Annotated in this window: 26 protein-coding genes and 2 pseudogenes; 17 read left to right on the top strand and 11 right to left on the bottom strand. The window is 64.0% G+C overall.

Going from position 1 to position 20739, the window contains the following annotated elements; all coding sequences use genetic code 11:
• Positions 1-188, bottom strand: a pseudogene (locus J3L12_RS15195) (hypothetical protein); the annotation flags it as partial.
• Between the two features lie 171 nt (positions 189-359).
• On the opposite strand from J3L12_RS15195, the gene J3L12_RS15200 reads away from it, so the two are divergent.
• From J3L12_RS15200 to J3L12_RS15255, 12 genes are all read left to right on the top strand, one after another.
• Positions 360-1388, top strand: a complete 1029-nt coding sequence (locus J3L12_RS15200; protein WP_208015903.1) for an imelysin family protein — start codon at positions 360-362, stop codon at positions 1386-1388.
• Entirely contained in the window at positions 1385-3667 is a 2283-nt protein-coding gene (locus J3L12_RS17000) for an FTR1 family protein (RefSeq protein ID WP_347708927.1), read from the top strand. The genes J3L12_RS15200 and J3L12_RS17000 overlap by 4 nt, the downstream gene beginning before the upstream one ends.
• On the top strand, positions 3664-4680 hold the full coding sequence (locus J3L12_RS15210) for an iron ABC transporter permease (protein WP_208015904.1): 1017 nt from the start codon (positions 3664-3666) through the stop codon (positions 4678-4680). The genes J3L12_RS17000 and J3L12_RS15210 overlap by 4 nt, the downstream gene beginning before the upstream one ends.
• Positions 4681-4688: 8 nt before the next feature.
• Positions 4689-5612 (top strand): ABC transporter substrate-binding protein, encoded by a 924-nt coding sequence (locus J3L12_RS15215; RefSeq protein WP_208015905.1) that lies wholly within the window; start codon positions 4689-4691, stop codon positions 5610-5612.
• 3 nt (positions 5613-5615) lie between these two features.
• A complete protein-coding gene (locus J3L12_RS15220) occupies positions 5616-6560 on the top strand; it encodes an iron-siderophore ABC transporter substrate-binding protein (RefSeq protein WP_208015906.1) in 945 nt (314 codons plus the stop codon).
• Positions 6561-6827: 267 nt separating this feature from the next.
• Positions 6828-7253, top strand: coding sequence for an activator of HSP90 ATPase (locus J3L12_RS15225; RefSeq protein WP_208015907.1), 426 nt, complete (start codon positions 6828-6830; stop codon positions 7251-7253).
• Positions 7254-7642: 389 nt separating this feature from the next.
• Entirely contained in the window at positions 7643-8179 is a 537-nt protein-coding gene (locus tag J3L12_RS15230; RefSeq protein WP_208015908.1) for a flavodoxin, read from the top strand.
• Between the two features lie 27 nt (positions 8180-8206).
• On the top strand, positions 8207-9166 hold the full coding sequence (locus J3L12_RS15235; protein WP_347708928.1) for an ABC transporter substrate-binding protein: 960 nt from the start codon (positions 8207-8209) through the stop codon (positions 9164-9166).
• Positions 9167-9185: 19 nt separating this feature from the next.
• Positions 9186-9662, top strand: a complete 477-nt coding sequence (locus J3L12_RS15240) for a ferritin (protein WP_243455302.1) — start codon at positions 9186-9188, stop codon at positions 9660-9662.
• A gap of 20 nt (positions 9663-9682) precedes the next feature.
• Positions 9683-10747: a sucrase ferredoxin gene (locus J3L12_RS15245; RefSeq protein WP_208015909.1), complete on the top strand. Its 1065-nt coding sequence runs from the start codon at positions 9683-9685 to the stop codon at positions 10745-10747.
• Positions 10744-11748, top strand: a complete 1005-nt coding sequence (locus J3L12_RS15250; protein WP_208015910.1) for an iron ABC transporter permease — start codon at positions 10744-10746, stop codon at positions 11746-11748. Before J3L12_RS15245 ends, J3L12_RS15250 begins: the two co-directional genes overlap by 4 nt.
• An 11-nt stretch (positions 11749-11759) precedes the next feature.
• Positions 11760-12548 carry an ABC transporter ATP-binding protein gene (locus J3L12_RS15255; RefSeq protein WP_208015911.1) on the top strand — a complete coding sequence of 263 codons (789 nt, stop codon included), beginning with the start codon at positions 11760-11762 and terminating at the stop codon, positions 12546-12548.
• A gap of 100 nt (positions 12549-12648) precedes the next feature.
• Here the strand turns inward: J3L12_RS15255 and tnpA are convergent.
• Positions 12649-12991, bottom strand: a pseudogene (gene tnpA, locus J3L12_RS15260) (IS200/IS605 family transposase); the annotation flags it as partial.
• 56 nt (positions 12992-13047) lie between these two features.
• On the opposite strand from tnpA, the gene J3L12_RS17005 reads away from it, so the two are divergent.
• Together J3L12_RS17005 and J3L12_RS15265 are read left to right on the top strand one after the other, a co-directional pair.
• On the top strand, positions 13048-13170 hold the full coding sequence (locus tag J3L12_RS17005) for a hypothetical protein (protein WP_279381148.1): 123 nt from the start codon (positions 13048-13050) through the stop codon (positions 13168-13170).
• Between the two features lie 146 nt (positions 13171-13316).
• Positions 13317-13835, top strand: coding sequence for a transposase family protein (locus J3L12_RS15265; protein WP_208015912.1), 519 nt, complete (start codon positions 13317-13319; stop codon positions 13833-13835).
• Between the two features lie 371 nt (positions 13836-14206).
• Here the strand turns inward: J3L12_RS15265 and J3L12_RS15270 are convergent, their stop codons facing one another.
• Positions 14207-15028 carry an IS3 family transposase gene (locus tag J3L12_RS15270; protein ID WP_208015913.1) on the bottom strand — a complete coding sequence of 274 codons (822 nt, stop codon included), beginning with the start codon at positions 15026-15028 and terminating at the stop codon, positions 14207-14209.
• 4 nt (positions 15029-15032) lie between these two features.
• Positions 15033-15335: a transposase gene (locus J3L12_RS15275; protein WP_208015914.1), complete on the bottom strand. Its 303-nt coding sequence runs from the start codon at positions 15333-15335 to the stop codon at positions 15033-15035.
• A 161-nt stretch (positions 15336-15496) separates the two neighbouring features.
• On the opposite strand from J3L12_RS15275, the gene J3L12_RS15280 reads away from it, so the two are divergent.
• Positions 15497-16075: a hypothetical protein gene (locus tag J3L12_RS15280; protein ID WP_208015915.1), complete on the top strand. Its 579-nt coding sequence runs from the start codon at positions 15497-15499 to the stop codon at positions 16073-16075.
• A 111-nt stretch (positions 16076-16186) separates the two neighbouring features.
• Here J3L12_RS15280 and J3L12_RS15285 read toward each other — a convergent pair whose 3' ends face one another.
• From J3L12_RS15285 to J3L12_RS17010, 3 genes are read right to left on the bottom strand one after another with little or no spacing between them, the layout of a single operon-like run.
• Entirely contained in the window at positions 16187-16501 is a 315-nt protein-coding gene (locus J3L12_RS15285; RefSeq protein ID WP_208015916.1) for a DUF5615 family PIN-like protein, read from the bottom strand.
• Positions 16498-16809: a DUF433 domain-containing protein gene (locus J3L12_RS15290; RefSeq protein WP_208015917.1), complete on the bottom strand. Its 312-nt coding sequence runs from the start codon at positions 16807-16809 to the stop codon at positions 16498-16500. The genes J3L12_RS15285 and J3L12_RS15290 overlap by 4 nt, the downstream gene beginning before the upstream one ends.
• Before the next feature lie 20 nt (positions 16810-16829).
• Positions 16830-16955: a hypothetical protein gene (locus J3L12_RS17010; protein ID WP_279381149.1), complete on the bottom strand. Its 126-nt coding sequence runs from the start codon at positions 16953-16955 to the stop codon at positions 16830-16832.
• Positions 16956-17386: 431 nt separating this feature from the next.
• Here J3L12_RS17010 and J3L12_RS15300 point away from each other — a divergent pair, with 431 nt between their 5' ends.
• Positions 17387-18544, top strand: a complete 1158-nt coding sequence (locus tag J3L12_RS15300; protein ID WP_208015918.1) for an ATP-binding protein — start codon at positions 17387-17389, stop codon at positions 18542-18544.
• Positions 18545-18663: 119 nt separating this feature from the next.
• Here the strand turns inward: J3L12_RS15300 and J3L12_RS15305 are convergent, their stop codons facing one another.
• The 4 genes from J3L12_RS15305 to J3L12_RS15320 all read right to left on the bottom strand — a co-directional run bounded on the left by J3L12_RS15305 (position 18664) and on the right by J3L12_RS15320 (position 20108).
• Entirely contained in the window at positions 18664-19089 is a 426-nt protein-coding gene (locus J3L12_RS15305) for a helix-turn-helix transcriptional regulator (protein ID WP_208015919.1), read from the bottom strand.
• Positions 19086-19229 carry a hypothetical protein gene (locus tag J3L12_RS15310; protein ID WP_208015920.1) on the bottom strand — a complete coding sequence of 48 codons (144 nt, stop codon included), beginning with the start codon at positions 19227-19229 and terminating at the stop codon, positions 19086-19088. The genes J3L12_RS15305 and J3L12_RS15310 overlap by 4 nt, the downstream gene beginning before the upstream one ends.
• A 14-nt stretch (positions 19230-19243) precedes the next feature.
• Positions 19244-19486 (bottom strand): hypothetical protein, encoded by a 243-nt coding sequence (locus J3L12_RS15315; protein WP_208015921.1) that lies wholly within the window; start codon positions 19484-19486, stop codon positions 19244-19246.
• Between the two features lie 292 nt (positions 19487-19778).
• On the bottom strand, positions 19779-20108 hold the full coding sequence (locus J3L12_RS15320; RefSeq protein ID WP_243455303.1) for a hypothetical protein: 330 nt from the start codon (positions 20106-20108) through the stop codon (positions 19779-19781).
• Between the two features lie 283 nt (positions 20109-20391).
• On the opposite strand from J3L12_RS15320, the gene J3L12_RS15325 reads away from it, so the two are divergent.
• On the top strand, positions 20392-20739 hold a 348-nt coding region (locus tag J3L12_RS15325; RefSeq protein ID WP_208015922.1), incomplete at its 3' end, for a transposase.

Consider the following 20739-nt stretch of genomic DNA (forward strand, 5'->3'; position numbering starts at 1 on the left):
CACAACATAACGCAGGCGGCCAGTTGGGGGAGGGTGTATTTCTTGGGGCTATTGGGGTGGCTGTACTCGGGAAAGACCGTTTGGGTCTGGGCGTAGATGATTCGCGCAACCTGCAGGTGCAGGCTCGTTCGTGGCTGGGCTGCTTTACCCGCCCGGCAAGAAGGTCTTGGGGAGCGTTGATGACCCATCGGGCCCCATTATCACAAACCTTGCAACAGAGCAGTTAACAGACCAAGAGTGATAAAAATTATCGCTTCCAATATCGCATAAATCCGAGCGGAATACTTGACTTTAAGAGGTCAAGCTGCATAGACTCGAGAGAGTTTTCACCTGGGGCTTCCCGGGTTGTGGAGGCAGCGATGAGGCTATGGTTTGCACTGGTTGTGATCGCTCTGGGCGCTGCCCAAGCACAGGGCGTGGAGACGGTCAAGAGCTATTTGCTCGAGCGCCTCGCAGCGCAGAAAAGCGCCACGAGCCAACTGGTGGCGGCGGCGGGCCGCTACTTTGAGGCGGCCAGGAAAGCCGGTTTCGACTACCGCAGGCTGACCCAGGCCCCTGCCGCCGAGGCCGTGCGAGCTTCCCTCAAGGAGGCACGCGCAGCCTGGATCAAGGCCAGTCCCCTCTACGAGAGCGTGGAGGGGATTGTGGCGGGGGTGGAACTGCTCGCCGAGTTCGACCTCAACCTCGACGCCGGGGCTTCCCAGGCCGAAGGTAGCGATGCGGTGGTGAGCTTCGACCTCGAGCTGCCGGATGGGAGGGTGCTGAAGAAGCCGGGCAACGCTTTCGGATTGGTGGAGGGAAGCCTGTGGGGCACGGAAAGGGCCTTCTCTTCGGGGGTAGCCTTCGACGTCGATGGCGACGGCAGGCTGGGCTTCGGCGACCGGCTGCCCGATGCTCCTCTCCTCAAAGCGGCGGCTGAGAAGCTCGACCAGCTCACCGCCGGGCTCATCGCTGCGGCGAAGACCTGGAAACCCACCGCTCAAGACGTCTTCGGGGCCCTGGCCGCCAACGTGCCCACCGCCGCGCCGGTGTTCTTGGAGCGCTGGAAGACCAGCCGCTTCGTGCTGGGCGACAGGGCCACCCGCCGCGACTTCAACGTGATCTCCTCCTTGAGCGATCTGGTGGACAACATCACCAGCTGGCAGAGGCTCTACGAAGGGGTGTCCCCCCAGGTTCGGGCCAAGGATGCTGCTTTGGATACGCAGATCCTCGAGGGGCTTCGTAACCTCAAGGCCTGGACCCAGCGCCTGCTGGAGCAGGAGAAGAAGCGCCGCTTCACCCCCGAGCAGGCCGAGATCCTCCTCAAAGAAGGCGACGACCGGGCCACCGCCATCACCGGCAAGATCGTGCAGGCCGCGGCCCTTCTGGGCATCAGGGTAGAACAGTGAGAGGCTCAACCCTTCTGATCCCGCTGCTGTGCGCCCTGGCCTCTTTGGCCCTGGCCCAGTCCCCGGTGAAGTCGCACCCGCAGCCCGGCGATGCCGGTACTCCGGCCCAGTCTGGGGAGGCCCTGCGCTCGGCCCTGGCCGAGGCCCAGCTCGAGCTGGTCTTCGACCCGCAGCAGGCGCAACGGCTGCTGCAAAAGGCGGCGGTGGCGCTGGACGAGCTGGAGCGGGCCGGGCTGGAGTTCGACGCCCAGGCCCTCACCCGCTTGCAGCACCTGGCCCGCTCGGGCGACGGGGCAGCCTTCGCCCGTGAGCGCACCGTGCTTTGGATCGGGGTGTTGCGGCAGAGCTATGCCCGCCTCGAGGCCGCCGTGCAGCAGGGAAATGCCCCCGAGGCGGCGCGCTGGCTCGAGCTGCGCGAGTACCGCAGCGCCACCCGCTTCGACCCCCCTGACGCCGACGCCACCGAGGCCCTGCGGGGCCTGGCCGAAGGCCGGATTCAGCCTTCCGAGGCGCTCACGGCGGTGCGCGCCGACCTCCTGGACGGCTACCAGTCGCGCCTGAACGAGGCCCTGAGGGGTCTCGAGGTGGCCCAGCAGGCGGGCTGGCGGGTGCGCGGGGCCGAGGAGCGGGCCCTGGCCCAGGGCTACTTCGAGATCCTGGCCCCGGCCTACCGAAGCCAGCGAGGGGAGGCCGCTTTGCAAGAGGCCAGGGCGCTCCTGGCCACGGGCAGCCCCCAGCAGATTCGCCGCGCCCTGGAGGGCTTCCGCGCGGCCCCTCTCTCCCCGCGCGAGCGGGCCAGGCGGGCTGGCCAACTCCTGCGCTTCGTGTCGCTGGTTCCCGTGGAGTACGCGCGGGGGGTGAGCGGGGGGGAGGGTCACGTCAACGTCACCAAAGACCTCGAGATCACCGAGGCTCTTACCTTCTTCAAGAGCGCGGCCTCGGCCTGGAGCGACCTGGAGCCCCTTTTGGCCGCCCACCCCAACCTCCCCGCCATCCGCCGGGCCTTCGCCGAGTTGGAGGGGGGGCTGCGGGCTGCCAGCCAGAAAAGCGACCCGCCCACGGCGCGCTGGGTTGGCGAGCGGAGCCAGGCGCTTTTGAAGTGGCTCGAGGCCACCCTTCCCGCCGGGTGGCGGCGGACTGACCCGGCGGGTGACCTCGAGGTCATCCGCTCACAGCTGCGCTCGGCCCAGAACGCGGTGGCCGCGGGCCGCTACGACCTGGCTGAGCTGGCCCGCATGGACGCCTACGCCCTGCTGGAGAGCGGCCCCGAGGCCAGGCTGCGGGTGTTCAACCCCCAGCTGGCCCTCGAGCTCGAGGGGCTGTTCTGGTACGGCCAGAACCCCAAGGGCCTGGCCCGCCTGATCCGCGAGCGGGCCGGTGCCGCGCAGGTGGCCCAAACCCGCCAGATCCTCGAGGCCAGGTTGCGGGAGGCCAACCAGGTGCTCGGGCGCGAAGCTTCACCCGCTGCCATCGGCCTCAATGCCGCCATCATCGTCTTCCGCGAGGGCCTGGAGGCGGTGCTCATCATCGCTGCCCTCCTGGCCTCCTTCCGCCGCCCTGAGAACCTCCACCTGCGCCGTCCGGTGTGGCTGGGGGTGGGGCTGGCTTTCCTGGCGAGCGCGCTGACGTGGGTGTTGATGTGGGGGGCCATCCAGCAGTTCGCCCGCTACGGCGAGCGCGTGGAGGCGGTGGTCTCGCTCATCGCCATCGGCGTGCTGCTCCTGATCATGAACTGGTTCTACCACAAGATCTACTGGACCGACCGCCTGGCGGACTTCCACCAGCAAAAACAGCAAGCTCTACGGCGCACGGGCCTGGCCGCCGGGCTGGGGTTGGTGGCGGTGGGCTTCGAGAGCATCTACCGCGAGGGTTTCGAGACCGTGCTCTTCCTGCAGTCGTTGGTGTTGCAAGGAGGCGTCCTGGACGTGCTGTGGGGCACCCTGGCCGGAGGAGTGGTCGTGGTGGGGCTGGGCCTGGCGATCTTCCAGCTCCAGCTCAGGCTGCCGCAGAAGCAGATGCTGATCTTCACCGGCTTGCTGGTGCTCTTCGTGTTGACGGTGATGGTGGGCCAGACCGCCCACGTCATGCAGGTGGTGGGCTGGCTGAGCGTGACGCCCACCGGCTGGGGGTTGCCGTACTGGCTGGGAACCTGGTTGGGCATCTACCCCACGTTGGAGGGGCTGTTGCTGCAAGCGCTGGCCCCCACCGTCGTCGTGGGAAGCTACTTCGTCGCCGAAAGCCTCAAACACCGCAGATTGCGCCTACACACCGAACCATGACTACGATCACAGCCCACCCCGCCCGCAGAGCCCGAATTGCCTGGCTGGCCTTTCCGCTGAGCCTGGGGCTGTTGCTGCTGGCCTTCTTGCTGGCGATCTCGGTCGGGGCCAAGGACATCCCGCTGGCCGAAGTCTGGCGGCTGGTCTTCCGGCCTGACGGCTCCACCGACAGCCTGATCGTGCAGACCCTGCGACTGCCCAGGGCGATGGCCGCCCTGGCGGTGGGGGCCTCTTTGGCGGTCTCGGGGGCCATGCTCCAGGGCATCACCCGCAACCCCCTGGCCGGGCCGGGGATCCTGGGGGTCAACGCCGGGGCAGCCCTGGCCATCCTGGTGATGGTGGTCTTCCTGCCCGCCCTACCGGCGCAGGCTTTTGTGGCCGCGGCCTTCGCAGGCGGATTGCTGGCGGCGGGGTTGGTCTACGCCATCGCCGCCACAGCGGGCCTGACCCCTGTGCGCCTGGCCCTGGCCGGGGTGGTGGTAGGGGCCCTGCTGGCCGCTTTGTCCAACACCCTGCTCACCCTCTTCGAGGAGCGGGCCAGGGGAGCCATGTTTATCCTGGCGGGCAGCGTAGCCGGGCGCAGTTGGGAGGGCCTATTGCCTATTCTGCCCTGGGTTGCGGCCACCCTGATCCTGGCTCTGCTCTCGGCCCAGCTCGTGAACCTGCTGGCCCTGGGCGAGGATGTGGCCCGGGGCCTGGGGGTTCGGGTGGGGTGGGTGCGGGCCTGGACGACCGCGCTGGCGGTGCTGGCCGCCGCCGCCGCGACCAGCATCGCCGGGCCCATCGGCTTTCTGGGCCTGATGACCCCCCACCTGGCGCGGGGCCTGGTGGGGGCGGACTACCGCTGGGTGCTGCCGCTGTCGGCGGTGCTGGGGGCGACCATTCTGCTTCTGGCCGACGTGGGCGCCCGGCTGGTGGACAGGCCCCTCGAGACCCCCGTGGGCATCCTGGTCACCGCCATCGGGGCGCCCTTTTTCGTCTATCTGGCCCGACGCACCGGGCAGGAGAAGTGAGGAGCAAGATGCAGAGAATCGTGACCGTACTGTCGGGCCTGCTCTTAGGCGGCCTGGCGCTGGCTCAGGCTTTTCCCATTAGCCTCAAGCACGAGGCTGGAACCCTGGAACTCGCCGCGCCGGCTAGGCGGGTGGTGGTGCTGGAGTACAGCTTTCTCGACACCCTGCTGGCTTTGGGCGTCAAGCCGGTGGGGGCGGCCATCGGCACCCAGGGCGGCGACCGGGGGCCCGCGCCCTACCTAAAGCCGCTGCTGGACGGGGTGAACAGCATCGGCTCGAGGGCCCAGCCCTCCATGGAGGCCATCCTCTTGGCTCGGCCCGACCTGATCATCGCCGACGCCTTCGTGCACAAAGACCTCATCCCCCAGTTCCAGAAGATCGCCCCCACCGTGGCCTTCCACTCCCGCCGGGGCAGCTACGACGACCTGATGCAGCAGGTGCTCTTGATTGGCCGGATGCTGGGCAAGGAGAAGCTGGCCCGCACACTCTTCGCCGACCAGGCCAGCCTGCTGGCCAAGGCCCGCTCCTTCGCCAACCCCCGCGCCGGTGGCCTGGTGGCGGCGGTGGCCACGCCCACCTCGCTCACCCTGCACTCTACCGAGAGCTTCATCGGCAGCTTCTTGGAGCGGCTGGGCCGCAAGAACCTGGTCAGGCCTCAGAACGGCCAGAGCCAGTTTGAGGTCTCGCTCGAGGGCCTCGTAGCCCTCAACCCGCCCACCCTGGTGCTCTTCACCGCCAAGGACGAGAACCCCATCACCCGCGAGTGGGCTAAGAACCCCCTGTGGCAAAACATCGAGGCCGTTCGGCGGGGCCGGGTCTGGGAATTCGACCGTGACCTCTGGACCCGCAGCCGCGGTCCCCTGGCGCTGAAGCTCATCGTGGCCGAGTGCATCGACAGCGGCCTGCTGGCCGACCGGGCTCTCTCGAGGTGAAGCATGCGACGAACCCTGCTCAAACCCATCCTCTCCACCCAAATCCTCATTGCTTCCTGCCTGGCGGCGCTGGCCTTCGCCCTGGGCCAGCCTGCCTCCGCCCAGTCCTGCACGGGCCGCCTGGTCAAGCACGCCATGGGCACGAGCTGCGTCCCCAAGGTGCCCAAGCGCGTGGTGGTGCTGGACACCGGCGAACTGGACAGCGCCCTGGCCCTGGGTGTCAAGCCGGTAGGCGCGGTGACGCCCGCTGGCCAGCCCTTCCAGGCTTACCTGGGCAACCTCACCCAGGGCATCGAGGTGGTGGGAACCGTCCAGCAGCCCAGTTTGGAGAGGATCCTGGCCCTGAGGCCCGACCTGATCCTCACCAGCAAGCTGCGCCACGGCCAGCTCTACGACCAGCTCTCGCGCATTGCGCCCACGGTGATGGCCGAGACGGTGGGCGTGGTCTGGAAGGAGAACCTCCTGCTGGCGGGCGAGGCTTTGGGACGCAGCGCCCAGGCCAAAGTCCTGTTGGCGCAATACGAGCGGCGGGCCGGGCAATTGCGCAACCGGCTCGGAGGCCGAGGCCGGCTGCCTACGGTGAGCATCCTGCGCTTCACGCCGGGCCAGATCCGCAGCATGAACCGGGCCAACTACATCGGCACCATCCTCGCCGACGTGGGCCTTCCGCGCCCGGCTTTCCAGAGCAAGGACACCTTCGCCGATTACATCTCCCTCGAGCGCCTGCCAGACCTCGACGCCGACTACCTGTTTTACGCCACCTACGGCGACCCCGCCCAGACCGACCAGGCCTTCGTGCTCGCGAGCCCACTGTGGAAGGGCCTGAAGGCCGTGCAGAATGGCCGGGCCATCGCGGTGAGCGACGACGTCTGGTTCCTGGCCATCGGAGTATTGGGTGCGAACCGGGTGCTGGATGACCTCGAAAAGTACCTGCTCGCCGGTAAGTGATGGGTGCAGCGTAAACATGCCCGGGAGGGAAAAGGTGAGGCAACTCGCTTTGATCTCTTTGGTGATTGCAGGTATCGGCCCAGCCAAACCCTTGACCATCCGGCATGATGTGGGCGAGACGGCAATCCCACGAAAGCCCGGGCGGGTGCTCAAGCAAACCCGCGTGCCCCTCTGCCGCTATGAGCTCGACCTACAAGAGCCCCAGGGGGGTTCCTTGACAGCCCCAGCCCGGACATGGGTGGGAGAAATGGGTAAAGGAGTCAAACCATGACGGATGTCGCTCTTGTCCACACCGAGGCCTGCCTGACGATTGCCCGCTCTCCCGCAGAAGTTTGGGCGGTGCTGAGCGACTTTCACCGTGCGCCGTTATGGATCAAGAACACCCTGCTAAAGCTCGAGGGGGAGCTTCGCGAGGGAGCCGAGCTGTACTTTAGCTTTCCCAAACACCCTCGTTTTCCCGGCAGGCTGACCCGGCTGAGACCCCTGGAGGAGTTTGGGATTAGCTTCGCCACCCGCGATTTCGTCTTCACCTTGCGGGAGCTGAGCCCCAACCAGACCGAGGTCTGCGTTAGCCTACAAACCCCGGTATACCCCCGCTTTGGCTCCGAGCAGACGGAGCGGGGTAACCTCAAGATTTGCCAAGCCATGCTGCGCCAGTTGCAAGGCGTTGTCGAGGGGGAAAAGCATGTGTAAAGGTAGCCGGACGCTAAGCAGGATCAGTCCGCACCGATTTATCGCCCAGTGCGACTGCTGTGGGGGAATCGTTCACTTGGCCTGGGACAACCTGACGCTGGCTCTTTCGCCTCAAGATTTCCGGCGGCTCAATGAGTTTTTCACCCATCACGCTGAGCCACCCAAAGTCCAAGAAGAAGGGGTTGAGGTAGTGCTGCACCAAAGTGGAGCTACTTCTTCTGTAAGCGTTCGGCTTTGGATTGGCAATGTGGGGTTGCGCCTCGAGCGGCTGGCTTGGGGGGAGCTGCGGCATCTGTGCTTTTTGGCTAGCCAAACGCTGGAGCTGCCTGAGCTACGGTCTGAAACCCCTACTGCGCGGCCACGCCAACTCAACTGAAAGGATCTTGACGATGTCCGAGATTGGAGTGTTCTACGGTAGCACCTACGGCAACACTGCCAACGCGGCAGCGAAGATTGCTGCACACCTCGAGCGCCTGCTGGGACAGCCAATTCCCCCGCAGGATATCGCCCAGGTGGACCTCAAGACTCTCGAGGGCTACGACAAGTTGTTGTTGGGTTGTTCGACCTGGAATATAGGCGAGTTGCAATACGACTGGGAGGTTTTATACAGACAGCTGGATACGCTTGATCTCAACGGCAAGCAAGTCGCCCTATTCGGCTGCGGCGATCAGCTCGGTTATCCGGATAGCTTCCAGGATGCCTTGGGGATTCTGGGGGAGAAGCTCGAGGAGCGCGGAGCCAGCCTGGTTGGGCTATGGCCGGTGGCTGGCTACGAGCATACCCGTTCGCTGGGGCAGCGTGGGGAGTTTTTTTTAGGGCTAGCCCTCGATGAGGACAACCAGGCCCACCTTAGTGAGGGGCGCATCGCACGCTGGGTAGAGCGGGTACTCGAGGAGTTCGGGTTGTTGATGAAGGTGGATGGATAGTTCTAGGTGAGCAGAAAGGAGTTTGTTGTGAACAATCGCATCGTTGTTACCGTTTTTTCTATGATCGTCGGCCTGGGCCTAGCCCAACCCCTGACTATCCGGCATGACGAGGGCACGACGGTGGTTCCTAAAGAGCCCCAGCGCGTGGTGGTAATGGACGAGGAGGCGCTGGGCTGGCTGGCCGCGATCGGCGTCGCCGATCGCATCGTGGGCCTGGGTAGCGCGTACCTAAGCCCGGCCGACGTCGAGGGCGGGAGGATCAAGCCGGAGGTTTTGCGGAAGGGGTTCTTGGCCCGCGCGAGGTTGAACAACCCCACCTACGTGGGCTCCTGGCTCGAGCCCAGCCTCGAGACCGTGCTGGCCCTCAAGCCCGACCTCATCGTGCGCCTGACCTGGAAGGGCAACCAGAACTACGACAAGCTCAGTCGGATTGCCCCCACCATCGGTTACGAGGAGGGCGGGGAGGGGTTCTGGCAGAAGGGCCTGAGGGACCTGGGCCGCATCTTTGGCCGCAGCGCCGAGGCCGAGCGCGTCATCGAGCAGGTCAGGGCCACCAACCGGGCCAACGCGGCTAGGCTGCGGGCCGCCGGGGTGTTCGAGAAGTACCCCAAGGTCGTGGTGGTGGCCCCCTTCGCCGGCGGGAGCAACTGGGTTTACACTGCTGTGCGTCTGATCCCCGACCTGCGCGAGCTGGGCTTCAAGGATGGCTTCACCCCCAAGGAAGTCACCCTCGGGGTGGGGGCCCAGATCAGCGATGAGGCGCTGGTTTCGCTGGACCGGCAAACCCTGGTGGTGGTCTTCCCGCCGGGCGGCAAGTACAACGGGGCCGAGGCCTTCTACGCCAGCCCTGTCGGCCAGAAGCTCAAGGAGCAGAGCATCCTCTACCTGCCGGAGGACTATAGCCCCTACAGCGGGCCGTTGGTCAGCATTCGCAACTCCAACGAGCTGACCCGGATGATCCTCGAGAAGCTCCGGCGTGAACGGTGAGGCTGGGGGGGGAACGACCATGATGATTTCCGAAGCCCTTGCCGGCTTGCTCAACCAGCAGATCGTCCAGGAGTTCCGCGCCTCCCAGGTCTACCTGGGCATGAGCGTCTATTGCACCGGGCTCAACCTCGACGGGTGGACGGGCTTCTTCGAGCGCCAGTCCCAGGAGGAGCGCGAGCACGCGCTGAAGATTGTGCGCTTCCTGAGCGAGGCTGGCGCCCCAGTCTCAATCGAGGCCGTACCCGGTGCCGCCACGCGCTACGGCAGCCTTCTCGAGGCCGTTTCCAAGTCGCTGGAGTATGAGCGAAAAGTCTCGGACAGCTTCCGCATCATGGCCAAAGTGGCCCAGGAGCACCACGACCACACTGGCTACGGCTTTCTGCAGTGGTTCCTGGGGGAACAGATCGAGGAGGAGAACATCTTCGCCCGCCTCGAGGCTGTCCTGGAGAGCAGCCTCAACCCCTTCCAGGCCGAAACCCTCCCGCCCAAGGAATAAGACCGCGCCGGGACGCCCTCATGACCGAGCCCTGCGACACCCGCTTTTGCTCCTTGTTCGCCCGTTCCCAGGGTGAGCAGCCCATAGGGAATGCGCCCCAGACCCAGCAGTTCCTGGTGGTGGAAGTCCCGACCCCCTGGCCGCGCAACTTCCTCGAGGCGCCCACCCTGCCTCAGGGTCTGGGGGTGCTGCTGCGACGGGCTTACGAGGTTAAGATCGACTTCGTCCTGGTCGGGGTGGTGCCCGACGAGGAATACAGCCAGCCAGGCCTGACCCGCGTGATGTGGTTCCGGCGGCCCGCAGCGGTCTTCGCGCGGTTTGAACGCAGGGAGTGGCAGCTTCCCACCCCGCGGGTTGCGGCGCTATGCGAGGCCCTACTGTTCGGAGGCGGGCTGGATGATTTTGAGCTGTACCGCTCGAGCTTCAGCGGGCGCGACCTACTGGTGTGCACCCACGGCACGGTGGATGTGTGCTGCGCGAACTTCGGCTACCCCGTCTACCGCGAGCTGCGTGAGCGCTACGGGGGCCCCGAGCTGCGGTTGTGGCACTGTACGCACTTTGGCGGGCACCGCTTTGCCCCCACGCTCCTCGACCTGCCCACCGGGCACTACTGGGGCTTCATCGGGTCTGATGATCTGGACAACCTGGTGTTTCGGAACCGGCCCGTGTTCGCGGGCAAGCTGCGCGGCTGGAGCGGGCTGGACTGCTTCTGGCAGATGGCGGACGGGTACTTGCTGGAACGCGAGGGCTGGGGCTGGCTGGACTGCCCGCGGGAGAGTTGCGTGATTCGGGTTGAGGGAGGCGAAGGGGTGATGGGCCTGGAGTGGGGAGCCTACACCCCTATCCAGCACCCCGACCCGCCCGAGCGGGCGTGGGTGCAGCACACCTGCCACCCCCCGGACGGGGGAAAAGGCGTCTACGAAGTCCTGATCGAGCGGGCCGGGGTGTTGCAGACCGTGGGGCAGTCGGGGGGCGAGGCCAGAACCGTCAACCAGTACCGCGTTCGCGAGGTGCGGGAGGCGAGCAACTACTCCAAGCATTCGGCATTCGCTCTTCAGCGTTCAACGGGTGACGACTCCTTATGACCCACCGCAAGTTTTTGCCCTCCCTCACGCTCCTTCTCCTCCTGGCCCTGGCCCTGCTCTTGATCATGCTGATATCGGTCGGGGTCGGGGCAATCCGGATGAACATGCTCGAGGTTCTCCAGGCCCTCGCCGGTTCCGCCGACGCGACCCACACCCGCATCCTCTACGAGCTGCGGCTGCCGCGCATAGGCGTAGGGGCCTTGTGTGGGGCCATGTTCGCGGCATCAGGAGCGATCCTGCAGGGTGTGGTGCGCAACCCGCTGGCCTCGCCCGACGTCGTGGGGGTGGGGGCGGGAGCGGGCCTGGCGGCGGTCGTCACGCTGATCCTCTTCCCGGCAGCCCCGCTATGGGCACTGCCCGCTGGGGCCTTCGCCGGGGCGGGGGTGAGCTTCGCCTTGGTGTACCTGCTCGCGCGTCGCGCGGGTGAGGTGGCTCCGGTGCGGGTCGCCCTCATCGGCATCGCGGTGGCCGCCGCCCTCACCAGCTTCCAGCAACTCATCCTCATCCGCGCTCCCGACGACATCGGGCGGGCCCTGAGCTTCCTGGTGGGTACCGTCTACGGGGCCGACTGGGAGCGGCTTTTGCGGATTCTGCCATGGGCGGCGCTGCTTCTGCCGTCGAGCTGGCTGCTGTGGCGGCGCTTCGACGTGCTGGCCTTGGGCGACCAGTTGGCCAGGGGGCTGGGGATGCGCCTCGAGTTTGCCCGCCTGGTCGCCCTGGCGCTGGCGGTGGGGCTGGCAGGCGTGGCTGTCACCGGCGCGGGGGTTCTGGGCTTCGTGGGCCTGATCGCCCCCCACATGGCGCGGCTTCTGGCCGGGCCCAGCTTCGCCCGCCTGCTGCCGGCTTCCATGTTGCTGGGGGCGATGCTGGTGGTGGGGGCCGACGCGCTGGGGCGCGGCCTGGTTCCCCCGGTCGAAGTCCCTGCGGGCATCGTCACCACCCTCCTGGGCGCACCCTACTTCCTGTGGCTCCTGCGGCGTACGGGCGGAATCAGGCGCTAGGAAAGCAAGCCATGAAACTTCAGACCCGATCCCTCCACCTCGGCTACGAGAACCGCCTCGTGGTCAAAGGGCTCGACCTCGAGCTCCCCTCCGGCAAGATCACCACCTTCATCGGCCCCAACGGCTCGGGCAAGTCCACACTGCTGCGCTCGCTGGCCCGGCTCCTGAAGCCCCGGCAGGGCAGCGTGCTTTTGGACGGCAAGGCCATCCACCGCCTGCCCACCAAGGAGGTAGCCCGCCGGCTTGCCATCCTGGTGCAGGGGCCACAAGCCCCCGAGGGTCTTACGGTGGAGGCCCTGGCCTGGTTCGGGCGCTACCCTCACCAGGGCTTCTTCGCCCAGCGCACCGAGGCCGACCGCGCCATCGTCGAGCGCGCCCTTCAGCAGACCGGCATGGTGGTCTTCCGCGACCGGCCCCTCGAGACCCTCTCCGGAGGGCAGCGTCAGCGGGCCTGGATCGCCATGGCCTTAGCCCAGGACACCCCGGTGGTGCTGCTGGACGAGCCTACCACCTTCCTCGACCTCTCCCACCAGCTCGAGGTCATCCACCTCCTACAGCGGCTCAACCGCGAGCAGGGCAAGACCATCGTGATGGTGCTGCACGACCTCAACCAGGCCGCGCGCTACTCCCACGAGCTGGTGGTGATCGACGGGGGGGAGGTGGTGGCCCAGGGCCAGCCCACCGAGGTCATCACCCACGACTTGCTGCGCCAGGTCTTTGGGCTCGAGGCCCACATCACCCTCGACCCCGACACCCTCACGCCCCACGTCATCCCCTACGGGCTTTCCCGGCGCTCCTGAACATTCCGGGGTGTGGGGCGGCAGTCCCTGACCAAACCGTAGTTTGGTTGGTCGGGGATGTTAGCCCCACGCCGCCTAAAGCGGCTTCGTGGGGCTTGCGTTGGCCCTGGATGTACTGTTTGAGCACCTCCAAAGGCGCGCCGCCCGCCGTCAGAATGGCGTAGGAACCTGACCACAGCACCCGTTTGCGGTAGAACTTGCTGAGGTGTTCGGGGTGGTTCTTGCGGATGGCGCGGCTGGTGACGGTCTTGAGGTTGTTAACGAACCTGGCGGGCTCCACGGTGGGAGTGGCCTCGAACAGCAGGTGGACGTGGTCGGCCTCGCCGGAGAACTCCACCATCTCACAACCCCACTGCTGGCACACCTGGGCGACCTTTCTCCCGCAACTCCTCCAACATGACCCTGGTCAGACACTTTCGCCGGTATTTGGTAACCAGAACCAAATGATACGAGAGGCGAAAAGCCCGGCTTTCCCCGCTACAAAAGCCACAAGCGCTTCGTGGGCTTCTGCTACCCCGACCGGGCTGGATGGAAGTTCGAGCGGGGGCCGAACAGCAAACACGGGGTGCTGCACCTCTCCAACCTGGGGGCTATCAAGGCCAGGGGCAAACCCCGTCAGTAGGGCGAGCCCCGTCTACCCCTCGGAACCAGGGGGCGGGGAGGGGCTGAGGTCTGGCCTCGTTGAACCGCGAAACCCCGACCATACCGTGATAGCGGTTGGTCGCGGGTAGTTCATTGGTTGATAACCAGGCTTTTATCATATTCTGCATGAAGACGACCATACAGATTCCCAGCCCGATTCCCTACCTGATGGAAGTACCCGATCTGCGAGCCCACAACACCACCTACGATTGGCGCTTGTTGTTCATGCTGGTGCTGATGGGGCTGGGGAGTGGACACACCAACCTGCTGGCGATTGCCCAGTGGGTGCAGGATCAACGGGATTGGCTGCTCAGCCTGGGCCTGGGTCGGCGGGCTAGTGGTCGGGCCCTGCCGGCACAGGCCACCCTCTATCGGTTTGTGTGGGCTTTGGAGCAATATGCCGCTGCCGCTACCCTGGCCCGCCTCAGCCGGGGCCACTGGGCCATCGAGAACCGGCTGCACCACAAGCGGGATGTGGCGCTTGGAGAGGATGCCTGTGGCTCTGGCTGCCCTGCGCAACCTGCTCCTGGGCTTCCTTCATCAAAAGGGCGCCCCTGTGTTGCGCAACCTCCGTCGCTTCGCCGTCAATCCTATGCCCCTGTATCGGTGGTTATCGGGGTACGGGTGTATATGATAAGAGCCTGACGATCCTGGCTTACATCATCATGTTTGTAGCCGCGGTCTTCCTGATAGTGTTCGTAATCGGCTACATACTGCTGTTGCTTGACGCCGACTACATTGAAATCTACAAGGGCGTCTGGGTCTCCACGAAAGACTACGACTGAGCCCGTACAGTAGCTCGAGATAGGCACCGGCAGCGGTGCCTATTTTGCTTGCCCTGGCAGGCAGGCAATTCTTACACCCATGTATCCAGATGGGTGTAAGGTCGTGGCGTATTTCTGTTCGTGGTCAACGACGCCAAAGCCAGAAATGTACCGCTCTCTTACGAGAGAGGAAATCACCACCCCCGAACCTGGGTTCGGGGGTGTTTTCCAGATGTGCTCAGGTGTAGTGCTTCACGAAAACGATACCACTTTTTTCGCTTCCTCGATCACTTCCATCGGTGTCTTGTACCCCAGAGCCTGATGAGGCCGCTGGGTGTTGTAGAAGTGACGATACCGCGCTGCCAGGTGCTGTAGCTCTTCCAGACTCTCCACCTCCTCAAACTGCAAACACTCCTCCTTCAAGCTGCGGTGAAAGCGCTCCACCCTGCCCATGCCTTCAGGGCGACCCACCGCACTCAACTGCTGGCCACACCCATGCTGGGTCAGCAGGGCGGTGAAGGGCTGGGACTTGAAAGCGCTTCCCTGATCGCTCTTGACCAGAATGCTTTGGTTTGGTAAACCCAGACCCGACGCATCGCGTAACGCTTTCCTCAGCGCCTGCTGTGCCAATGCTGCGTCCTCCCTCAGGCTAGCCTCCGAAGCCAGACAGATGCGGCTCTGATACTCAATCACGTTGCACAAGCGGTACGGGCCCCAGTGGGTGAAGTCGAGCCCCAGGATCCAACCGACCTGCTCGGGCTGGGGAGGAGGGCTGTAGCGATAGCCCTGACGCCGGGGGCTTCGCTGCAATCGCTGTTGCCGCTTCATCCAGCGGTACACCGTGCTGGGTGAAGCCTGGATGCCCGCCCGAACCAGTAGAGCCCAGACCCGTCGGTAGCCGTAGTGGGGAGGTGGCTCCACGCATCCATCAGCCAGTCCAGCAATCCGCTCCTGAGCTGGAGCAGACCGAGTCTTGCTGCCTCGCTTACGCCGGTAGTAGGTGGCCTTGGATATCCCCGCCAGCTGCAAGAAGCGGTTCACTCCCAGCGCCAGTTCCTTACGCAGGCGTTCCATCTGCTCAAAGCACAAAGACCTTATAATCCCCGGAGTTTTTTTGGATCTCCAGCTTGAGCACTGCTTCGGCCAGGGCTTCCTTGAGCTGGCGGTTCTCTTGCTCCAGGGCAACCTGGGCCTCGGCCTTGCGTGCATTCAGGGCGGCTTTACCCCCTTCCAGGAAGCGTTGCCGCCACTTGTTGAGGCTGTTCTCGGTAGTGCCGTAGCGGCGGCACAGTTCTGCCGCGCTGCTCTCACCCTTGAGCAGGCTCAGTACAATGGCCACCTTCTCCTCGACACTGCGCTCTTTAGGTTTCAACTTACCCATGCTTCACCCCTTACCCATACTAGGTGGTCTCGCTTTGGTGAAGCACTACAGCGGGATATCTACCCCCTACGACTCGAACCCTTTCCTACCCTGAGGATGAGCGGTTCGACCCCGGGGGAGGGTTTGCTCAACATCGTGGGCGATGTGAAGATGGCCGGGTATTGGTGGCCGACGCCCAGATGTTCAACCGTATCGCCATGCGCTCGCTCCACGGGATGGACGTCCCCTTCCTGGCACGCATTCGCAGCCATAGCAAGGTCTGGTTTGAGCAGACCTACCTGTGTATTCGAGACCTGGCCGAACGGTACCGTCCCGATAAGGCTCGCTACTACCCCCGTTTTGGCTGGTATGCCAAGAAGCTAGGGGTCTTCTTGCCAGCAGTGGGCCCCCTCTACCTGTTGCTGGTCTGGAAGCCGCAGGGGTACGGGTTCGGGCTCATGGCCCTGGTCACTACCCTGGATCAGGGCATGCAGAGCTTGCTCAGTATCTGGAAACTGCGCTGGCAGGAGGAGGTAGCGCACCGGATATACAAGCAAAATCTGGGGCTGTCCAGGTGCCAGTGTCGTAAGTTCGCCTCCCAGGTCAAGCACGCTGACCTGGTGCTACAGGCATTCCATCTGGTCAGGGCCGAGCGGGCCAGGGCCAACGCCCCTCCCTTAGATTGGCGCCTGGCCCAGCGCAGGGCTGCACTGAAACTCAAATATCGCCTACTGACCGAGCAAAGTCCTTTGGGGGCTTGACAAACACCCTGAGTATCGATGTTGATGTGAATACCGGAAACTTCTATCCATGTTTCCTCCTTAAGAAGCGAAGGGGTGGCCCAGGTCACCCCCTGGTGCTATCTCCCTTCCTCAGAAGGGAATGTACTCGATGATCCCCTCAAGCTCGCCCTCATGGGCGCACTCCAGGATCAGTTCCAACGTGCGAAGAACTTCTCCGGTGCTCGCCCCGCGCCGGATGAGCAGCAATCCGGGTATGGGCTCTCCCGCTTCGATGCGCCGGGCAGCCTCCAGGCTCATGGTGGCCCTGTCCCAGGCCAGCACCATCGGATCCGGCGCTCCGGTGAGGCCCACGTCCACTACCCGCACCACGTCGAGTCCTGGATGCACACGAAGAAGGCCGCGCAAAATGGCGGCCTCGAGGTTCTCGTCCAGCAGAAGCTTCATCCGCTCCGCCCTTCCAGCCGTTCACGCAGGGGGGTGGAGCGGTAGCCTCGGGTCTTCTCTTCCGCTTCCCTGGCTCGTACCCCCTGCCGCTCCAGGTACACTTCCACCTCCGCCGGATGGCGCAGGACGTAAGCCAGCACTGCGTAGAGATCAGCCAGGGCCAGGCTCGGGTAGGCCAGGGCCATCTCCTCTGGGGAGTACCCCTGGCGGTAGAGGTCTACCAGGTCTTCCAGGAAGACCCGGCTGCCCTCCACATAGAGGTCGCCCGCCTCGTTTTGGGCCAGGGGTACCCGCTCGGTGAGGATCATGGTTTCAGTATAGCGGTTGCTCAAGCAGCTTTAGCCGCCAGCGTCCGAACCAGCCTTCTCTTCTCCCCCCGCTCCAGCAGCACCACGGCCAGCAGGTGCATGCAGGTGTGCCCTTTGGCTGCGTCGGGGCGCCGCTCGAGGTTCACTGGCGAATGGTTATCTCCCAAAAGCCAGTATGGCAGCGCAGGTAGATTTTGTCTTTTTTAGAGCATCGGTTTTGATCATTTTTGGCGGGGAATGCCTTTACGTTTTTTGGAGTAGCAAAAAAATCGCGCGAGCTATCCGAATGCACCCGTTAGGGAACTTGCAAGCCCCTCACTACCCCGGCTTCCCGCAGCGCTACCAATCCTGGGTATTCTCGGAAGCCTTCTGCCTGGAAAGGGGTAGCAAGGTTGTGCTCGCGGTCTTACACCCATCTTTGGAATATAGGTGTAAGATTTCCTGGCAGCCAAGGTCCAGCAAAATAGGCGCTGTTCTGGGCGCCTATCTCGAGCCATCGGAAGGACTTCAGCCGTCGTACTGGTTCCGACACATTATATCCTTGCTTTTATAACATTATAATGTATATTTAGCAAGAATGATTGACCGCCAGCTACAGACCACCCTCGAGGCCCGCCTTCGTGAGCGGCCCGCAGTGGTGCTCACCGGCCCCCGCCAGGCCGGCAAGACCACCCTGGCCCGCCGGGTAGGCGAGGCCTGGAACGCGCTGTACCTGGATCTCGAGTCCGACCGCGACCGAGGGCTGCTGGCCGAGCCCGAGCTGTATCTGGAGCGCTACCTGGATCGGCTGGTCATCCTGGATGAAGCCCACCGCATGCCGCAGTTGTTCCCGCTCCTTCGGAGCCTCATTGACCGCGCGAGGCTGGCCGGGCGGCAGCAGGGGCTGTACCTGCTGCTAGGCTCGGTCTCGCCAGAGGTCTCGCGCCAGGCCGGCGAGAGTCTGGCTGGAAGGGCCAGCTACCTGGAGCTGGGCCCCTTTGGCGTGCTGGAGGTTCCTGACGAGGAGCGTTTGTGGCTGCGTGGGGGGTTCCCCGAGAGCTACCTGGCCCCTGGCGAACCGCAGAGCCTGCGCTGGCGGCAGGACTTCATCCGCGCCTACCTGGAGCGAGAACTGCCACTCTACGGAGCCCGGCTGCCCACCGAAACGCTGCGCCGGTTGTGGGTCATGCTAGCCCACCTGCAGGGCGGCCTGCTCAACCTGGCCCGCCTGGCCGGCAGCCTGGGACTGGATGGGCGGACCGTCTCGCGCTACCTGGATCTCCTGGCCGACCTGCTCCTGCTGCGAAGGCTGATGCCCTACGAGGCCAACGTGGGCAAGCGGCTCACCCGCTCCCCCAAGCTCTACCTGCGCGATAGCGGGCTGGTGCATGCGCTGCTGGGCATCGATAGCCTGGAGGGCCTGCTCTCGCACCCGGTGGCGGGCTCGAGCTACGAGGGTTTCGTGATCGAGAACCTGCTCCAGGCCCTGCCCGAAGGGGCCCAGGGTTTCTTTTACCGCACCCGGGCCGGCGCGGAGGTGGATCTGCTCCTGGAGTTCCCCAGAGGCCAGCGATGGGCCATTGAGGTCAAGCGGAGCCTGAACCCCCGCCCCAGTCGGGGGTTCCACAGCGCGCTGGCGGACTTGCAGCCCGAGCGGGCCTTTGTGGTCTATCCAGGCCGGGAGACGGTTCCGCTGGGGGGGAACCTGGAGGCCAGGCCATTGCACTTAATGGCGCAGTTACTGATTTCTGGTTGACCCTGATCTCATACCAGATCCCAAACCCAATGCCTCCGGTACTACACGAACGCCGCAACGACCTGCACCTCACCCGCGCCGAAAAAGGAAGCAGCGCGGCAGAAAGCCCAAAAGGCTTCCTAGCGAGCGGTTGAGGGCGTGGGCTCGGTAGCCACAGGCTCACTCGGCAGCACGGCAGTTAGCGGTGTGCGGCTGGGGTCGGTGGGAATGAGCTTGATCTCGATATCGTAGCCCAGCGAATGAGCGTAGGCCACAAAGGTACGGAAGGCCAGGGCAGGGCTGCCCTGTTCAATAGCCCCGACCCTCGAGGGGTGGCGGCCCAACAGGGCGGCGGCTTTGCGTACCGTGAGACCGGACTGGGCTCGGGCCCTCACCAAAAGCTGGGCCAGGGTTCGGGCCGCGAGGTCTTGCTCGAGGCGGCTCTGCTCACGCCGCCCAAACTTGACCCAGAGCCCTTGATCCAGGGCCACAGACTCGTCTGTCTGCACCACCCGCTCAGGTTTTCCCATTATCTTGTTCAGGCGTGGGTCTTTGTATGGCTTCATCGGGTTTCACCACCTTGCCTTCTAGGCCTTGGCACCAGGCGGGCCGTGCCCTTCTCTACCGCCTCGGCCACCTCCAGGGTGTCTATAAGCAGGGCTTCGGTCGCCAGGTCTTCTTGTTTTATCTCGGCGCGTACCAGCACATAGCCGTCCTGGTTTAGGCGAAAGAAGTAGACTCGAGCCCACCGTGAACTGTTCGGGCCTTGAGTTCGTAGAGGATGTCCCCCAGGTGCTTGACATAGCGGCTGTCTCTTCCGTGGGCCCGCAGATCGTCAATCATCTCGATGATTTTGGAGACGCTGGCGTTTTGACCGGCCTGGTTCATGGCAATCAGGTCTTCGTACAGGAGGGGGCGTTCAGTTTTCCGCTTCGGATGGAATGCGACGAAAACCCGGGCCACTTGTCTATAATACTATAGACTTAGTGCTCTGGTAACTTTATTTTCCCGAACGCAGCGAAGCGAAGTGAGGAATCTGATGCGTCGCAGTCCACTATATTCATTGTACCCATGCAGTACCAGATTCCTCGTTGCACTGCGTGCGCCTCGGAATGACAACGAGAAGTCAAGGGCAGAAGTTGGGTTCATTGGAGGTATCCCAAATACTTTGTTACCAGACCACTTAGCGGTGTCACAAGGTTAGCTCAAAACTTGCACCTCCCGAACACCCCGTATAAATAACCCAAGTTGCCACCTACAAAATACTGGCCAGCCTCCTGAAGTTGTGGGCAAAGATGAACCCCCACACCTTGAGCACAAAGCCCTGGAGGGTCGTGGCATGAATCCGCTTGGGGAACAACTCCGTCAGGGCAGAACCCACCGACTCGATGATCTTCCGCCCCTGCTGGGCAATCCACTGCGAGGCCTGCCGGTAGCGTTTGGAGTTCTGCTTGCGGATGGGTCGCAGCCGGATACCCTCGGCTATCGCCAGGTCATCCTCCGCCTGGTAGTCGGTATACCCCCGATCCACATACAGTTCACACCCCCTCGGTAAGTCCAGCGGTAGCCGATACAGACCCTCCACATCCGCAGTGGAGCCAGGGGTGAAGGTGACCTCGCTGATCCACCGGTTATCCGGAGAGACCGTTGAGCTTCAGTCCGTGGAAGTAGCTGCGTTTGCTGGGAATGTAGCCACGGTATTCGCGGGTGGGGGCCGGAGTCGATACTTGTGTGGCTGGCCCAGGCTTGCAGCATGGTTCTGTCGAGATGTTAGTGAGATTTCTCACGATACCATTGCTCGTGACAACTTTATTTGCATATAACGAATGAATCTTGCTCTGTTGCAAGGTTTGTGATAATGGGGCACGATGGGTCATCAACGCTCCCCAAGACCTTCTTGCCGGGCGGGTAAAGCAGCCCAGTCACGACCGAGCCTGCACCTGAAGGTTGCGCGAATCATCTACGCCCAGACCCAAACGGTCTTTCCCGAGTACAGCCACCCCAATAGCCCCAAGACATATACCCTCCCCCAACTGGCCGCCTGCGTTATGTTGTGCTTCTACTTCAAGATGAGCTACCGTGACTTTGTAGAGCTTTTGCGGATGAGCCAGGAACTCAGGGAGGCACTGGAACTCGAAGAGGTGCCTCACTACAGCACCCTCAGCCGGATGTATCAGCGCTTTCGTGCAAGTCACCTGGATGAGATGAACCGGCAG

This window comes from Meiothermus sp. CFH 77666 (assembly GCF_017497985.1).
Classification (GTDB): domain Bacteria; phylum Deinococcota; class Deinococci; order Deinococcales; family Thermaceae; genus Meiothermus.

Excerpts from the sequence above, each read along its gene's own strand:
- J3L12_RS15225 (WP_208015907.1), top strand. The coding sequence starts at position 6,828 with ATGACGGATGTCGCTCTTGTCCACACCGAGGCCTGCCTGACGATTGCC.
- J3L12_RS15290 (WP_208015917.1), bottom strand. The coding sequence starts at position 16,809 with ATGATCCTCACCGAGCGGGTACCCCTGGCCCAAAACGAGGCGGGCGAC.
- J3L12_RS15305 (WP_208015919.1), bottom strand. The coding sequence starts at position 19,089 with ATGAAGCCATACAAAGACCCACGCCTGAACAAGATAATGGGAAAACCT.
- J3L12_RS15285 (WP_208015916.1), bottom strand. The coding sequence starts at position 16,501 with ATGAAGCTTCTGCTGGACGAGAACCTCGAGGCCGCCATTTTGCGCGGC.
- J3L12_RS15230 (WP_208015908.1), top strand. The coding sequence starts at position 7,643 with ATGTCCGAGATTGGAGTGTTCTACGGTAGCACCTACGGCAACACTGCC.
- J3L12_RS15265 (WP_208015912.1), top strand. The coding sequence starts at position 13,317 with ATGAAGACGACCATACAGATTCCCAGCCCGATTCCCTACCTGATGGAA.
- J3L12_RS15270 (WP_208015913.1), bottom strand. The coding sequence starts at position 15,028 with ATGGAACGCCTGCGTAAGGAACTGGCGCTGGGAGTGAACCGCTTCTTG.
- J3L12_RS15275 (WP_208015914.1), bottom strand. The coding sequence starts at position 15,335 with ATGGGTAAGTTGAAACCTAAAGAGCGCAGTGTCGAGGAGAAGGTGGCC.
- J3L12_RS15200 (WP_208015903.1), top strand. The coding sequence starts at position 360 with ATGAGGCTATGGTTTGCACTGGTTGTGATCGCTCTGGGCGCTGCCCAA.
- J3L12_RS15240 (WP_243455302.1), top strand. The coding sequence starts at position 9,186 with ATGATGATTTCCGAAGCCCTTGCCGGCTTGCTCAACCAGCAGATCGTC.
- J3L12_RS15245 (WP_208015909.1), top strand. The coding sequence starts at position 9,683 with ATGACCGAGCCCTGCGACACCCGCTTTTGCTCCTTGTTCGCCCGTTCC.
- J3L12_RS15210 (WP_208015904.1), top strand. The coding sequence starts at position 3,664 with ATGACTACGATCACAGCCCACCCCGCCCGCAGAGCCCGAATTGCCTGG.
- J3L12_RS15255 (WP_208015911.1), top strand. The coding sequence starts at position 11,760 with ATGAAACTTCAGACCCGATCCCTCCACCTCGGCTACGAGAACCGCCTC.
- J3L12_RS15300 (WP_208015918.1), top strand. The coding sequence starts at position 17,387 with ATGATTGACCGCCAGCTACAGACCACCCTCGAGGCCCGCCTTCGTGAG.
- J3L12_RS15220 (WP_208015906.1), top strand. The coding sequence starts at position 5,616 with ATGCGACGAACCCTGCTCAAACCCATCCTCTCCACCCAAATCCTCATT.
- J3L12_RS15250 (WP_208015910.1), top strand. The coding sequence starts at position 10,744 with ATGACCCACCGCAAGTTTTTGCCCTCCCTCACGCTCCTTCTCCTCCTG.
- J3L12_RS15215 (WP_208015905.1), top strand. The coding sequence starts at position 4,689 with ATGCAGAGAATCGTGACCGTACTGTCGGGCCTGCTCTTAGGCGGCCTG.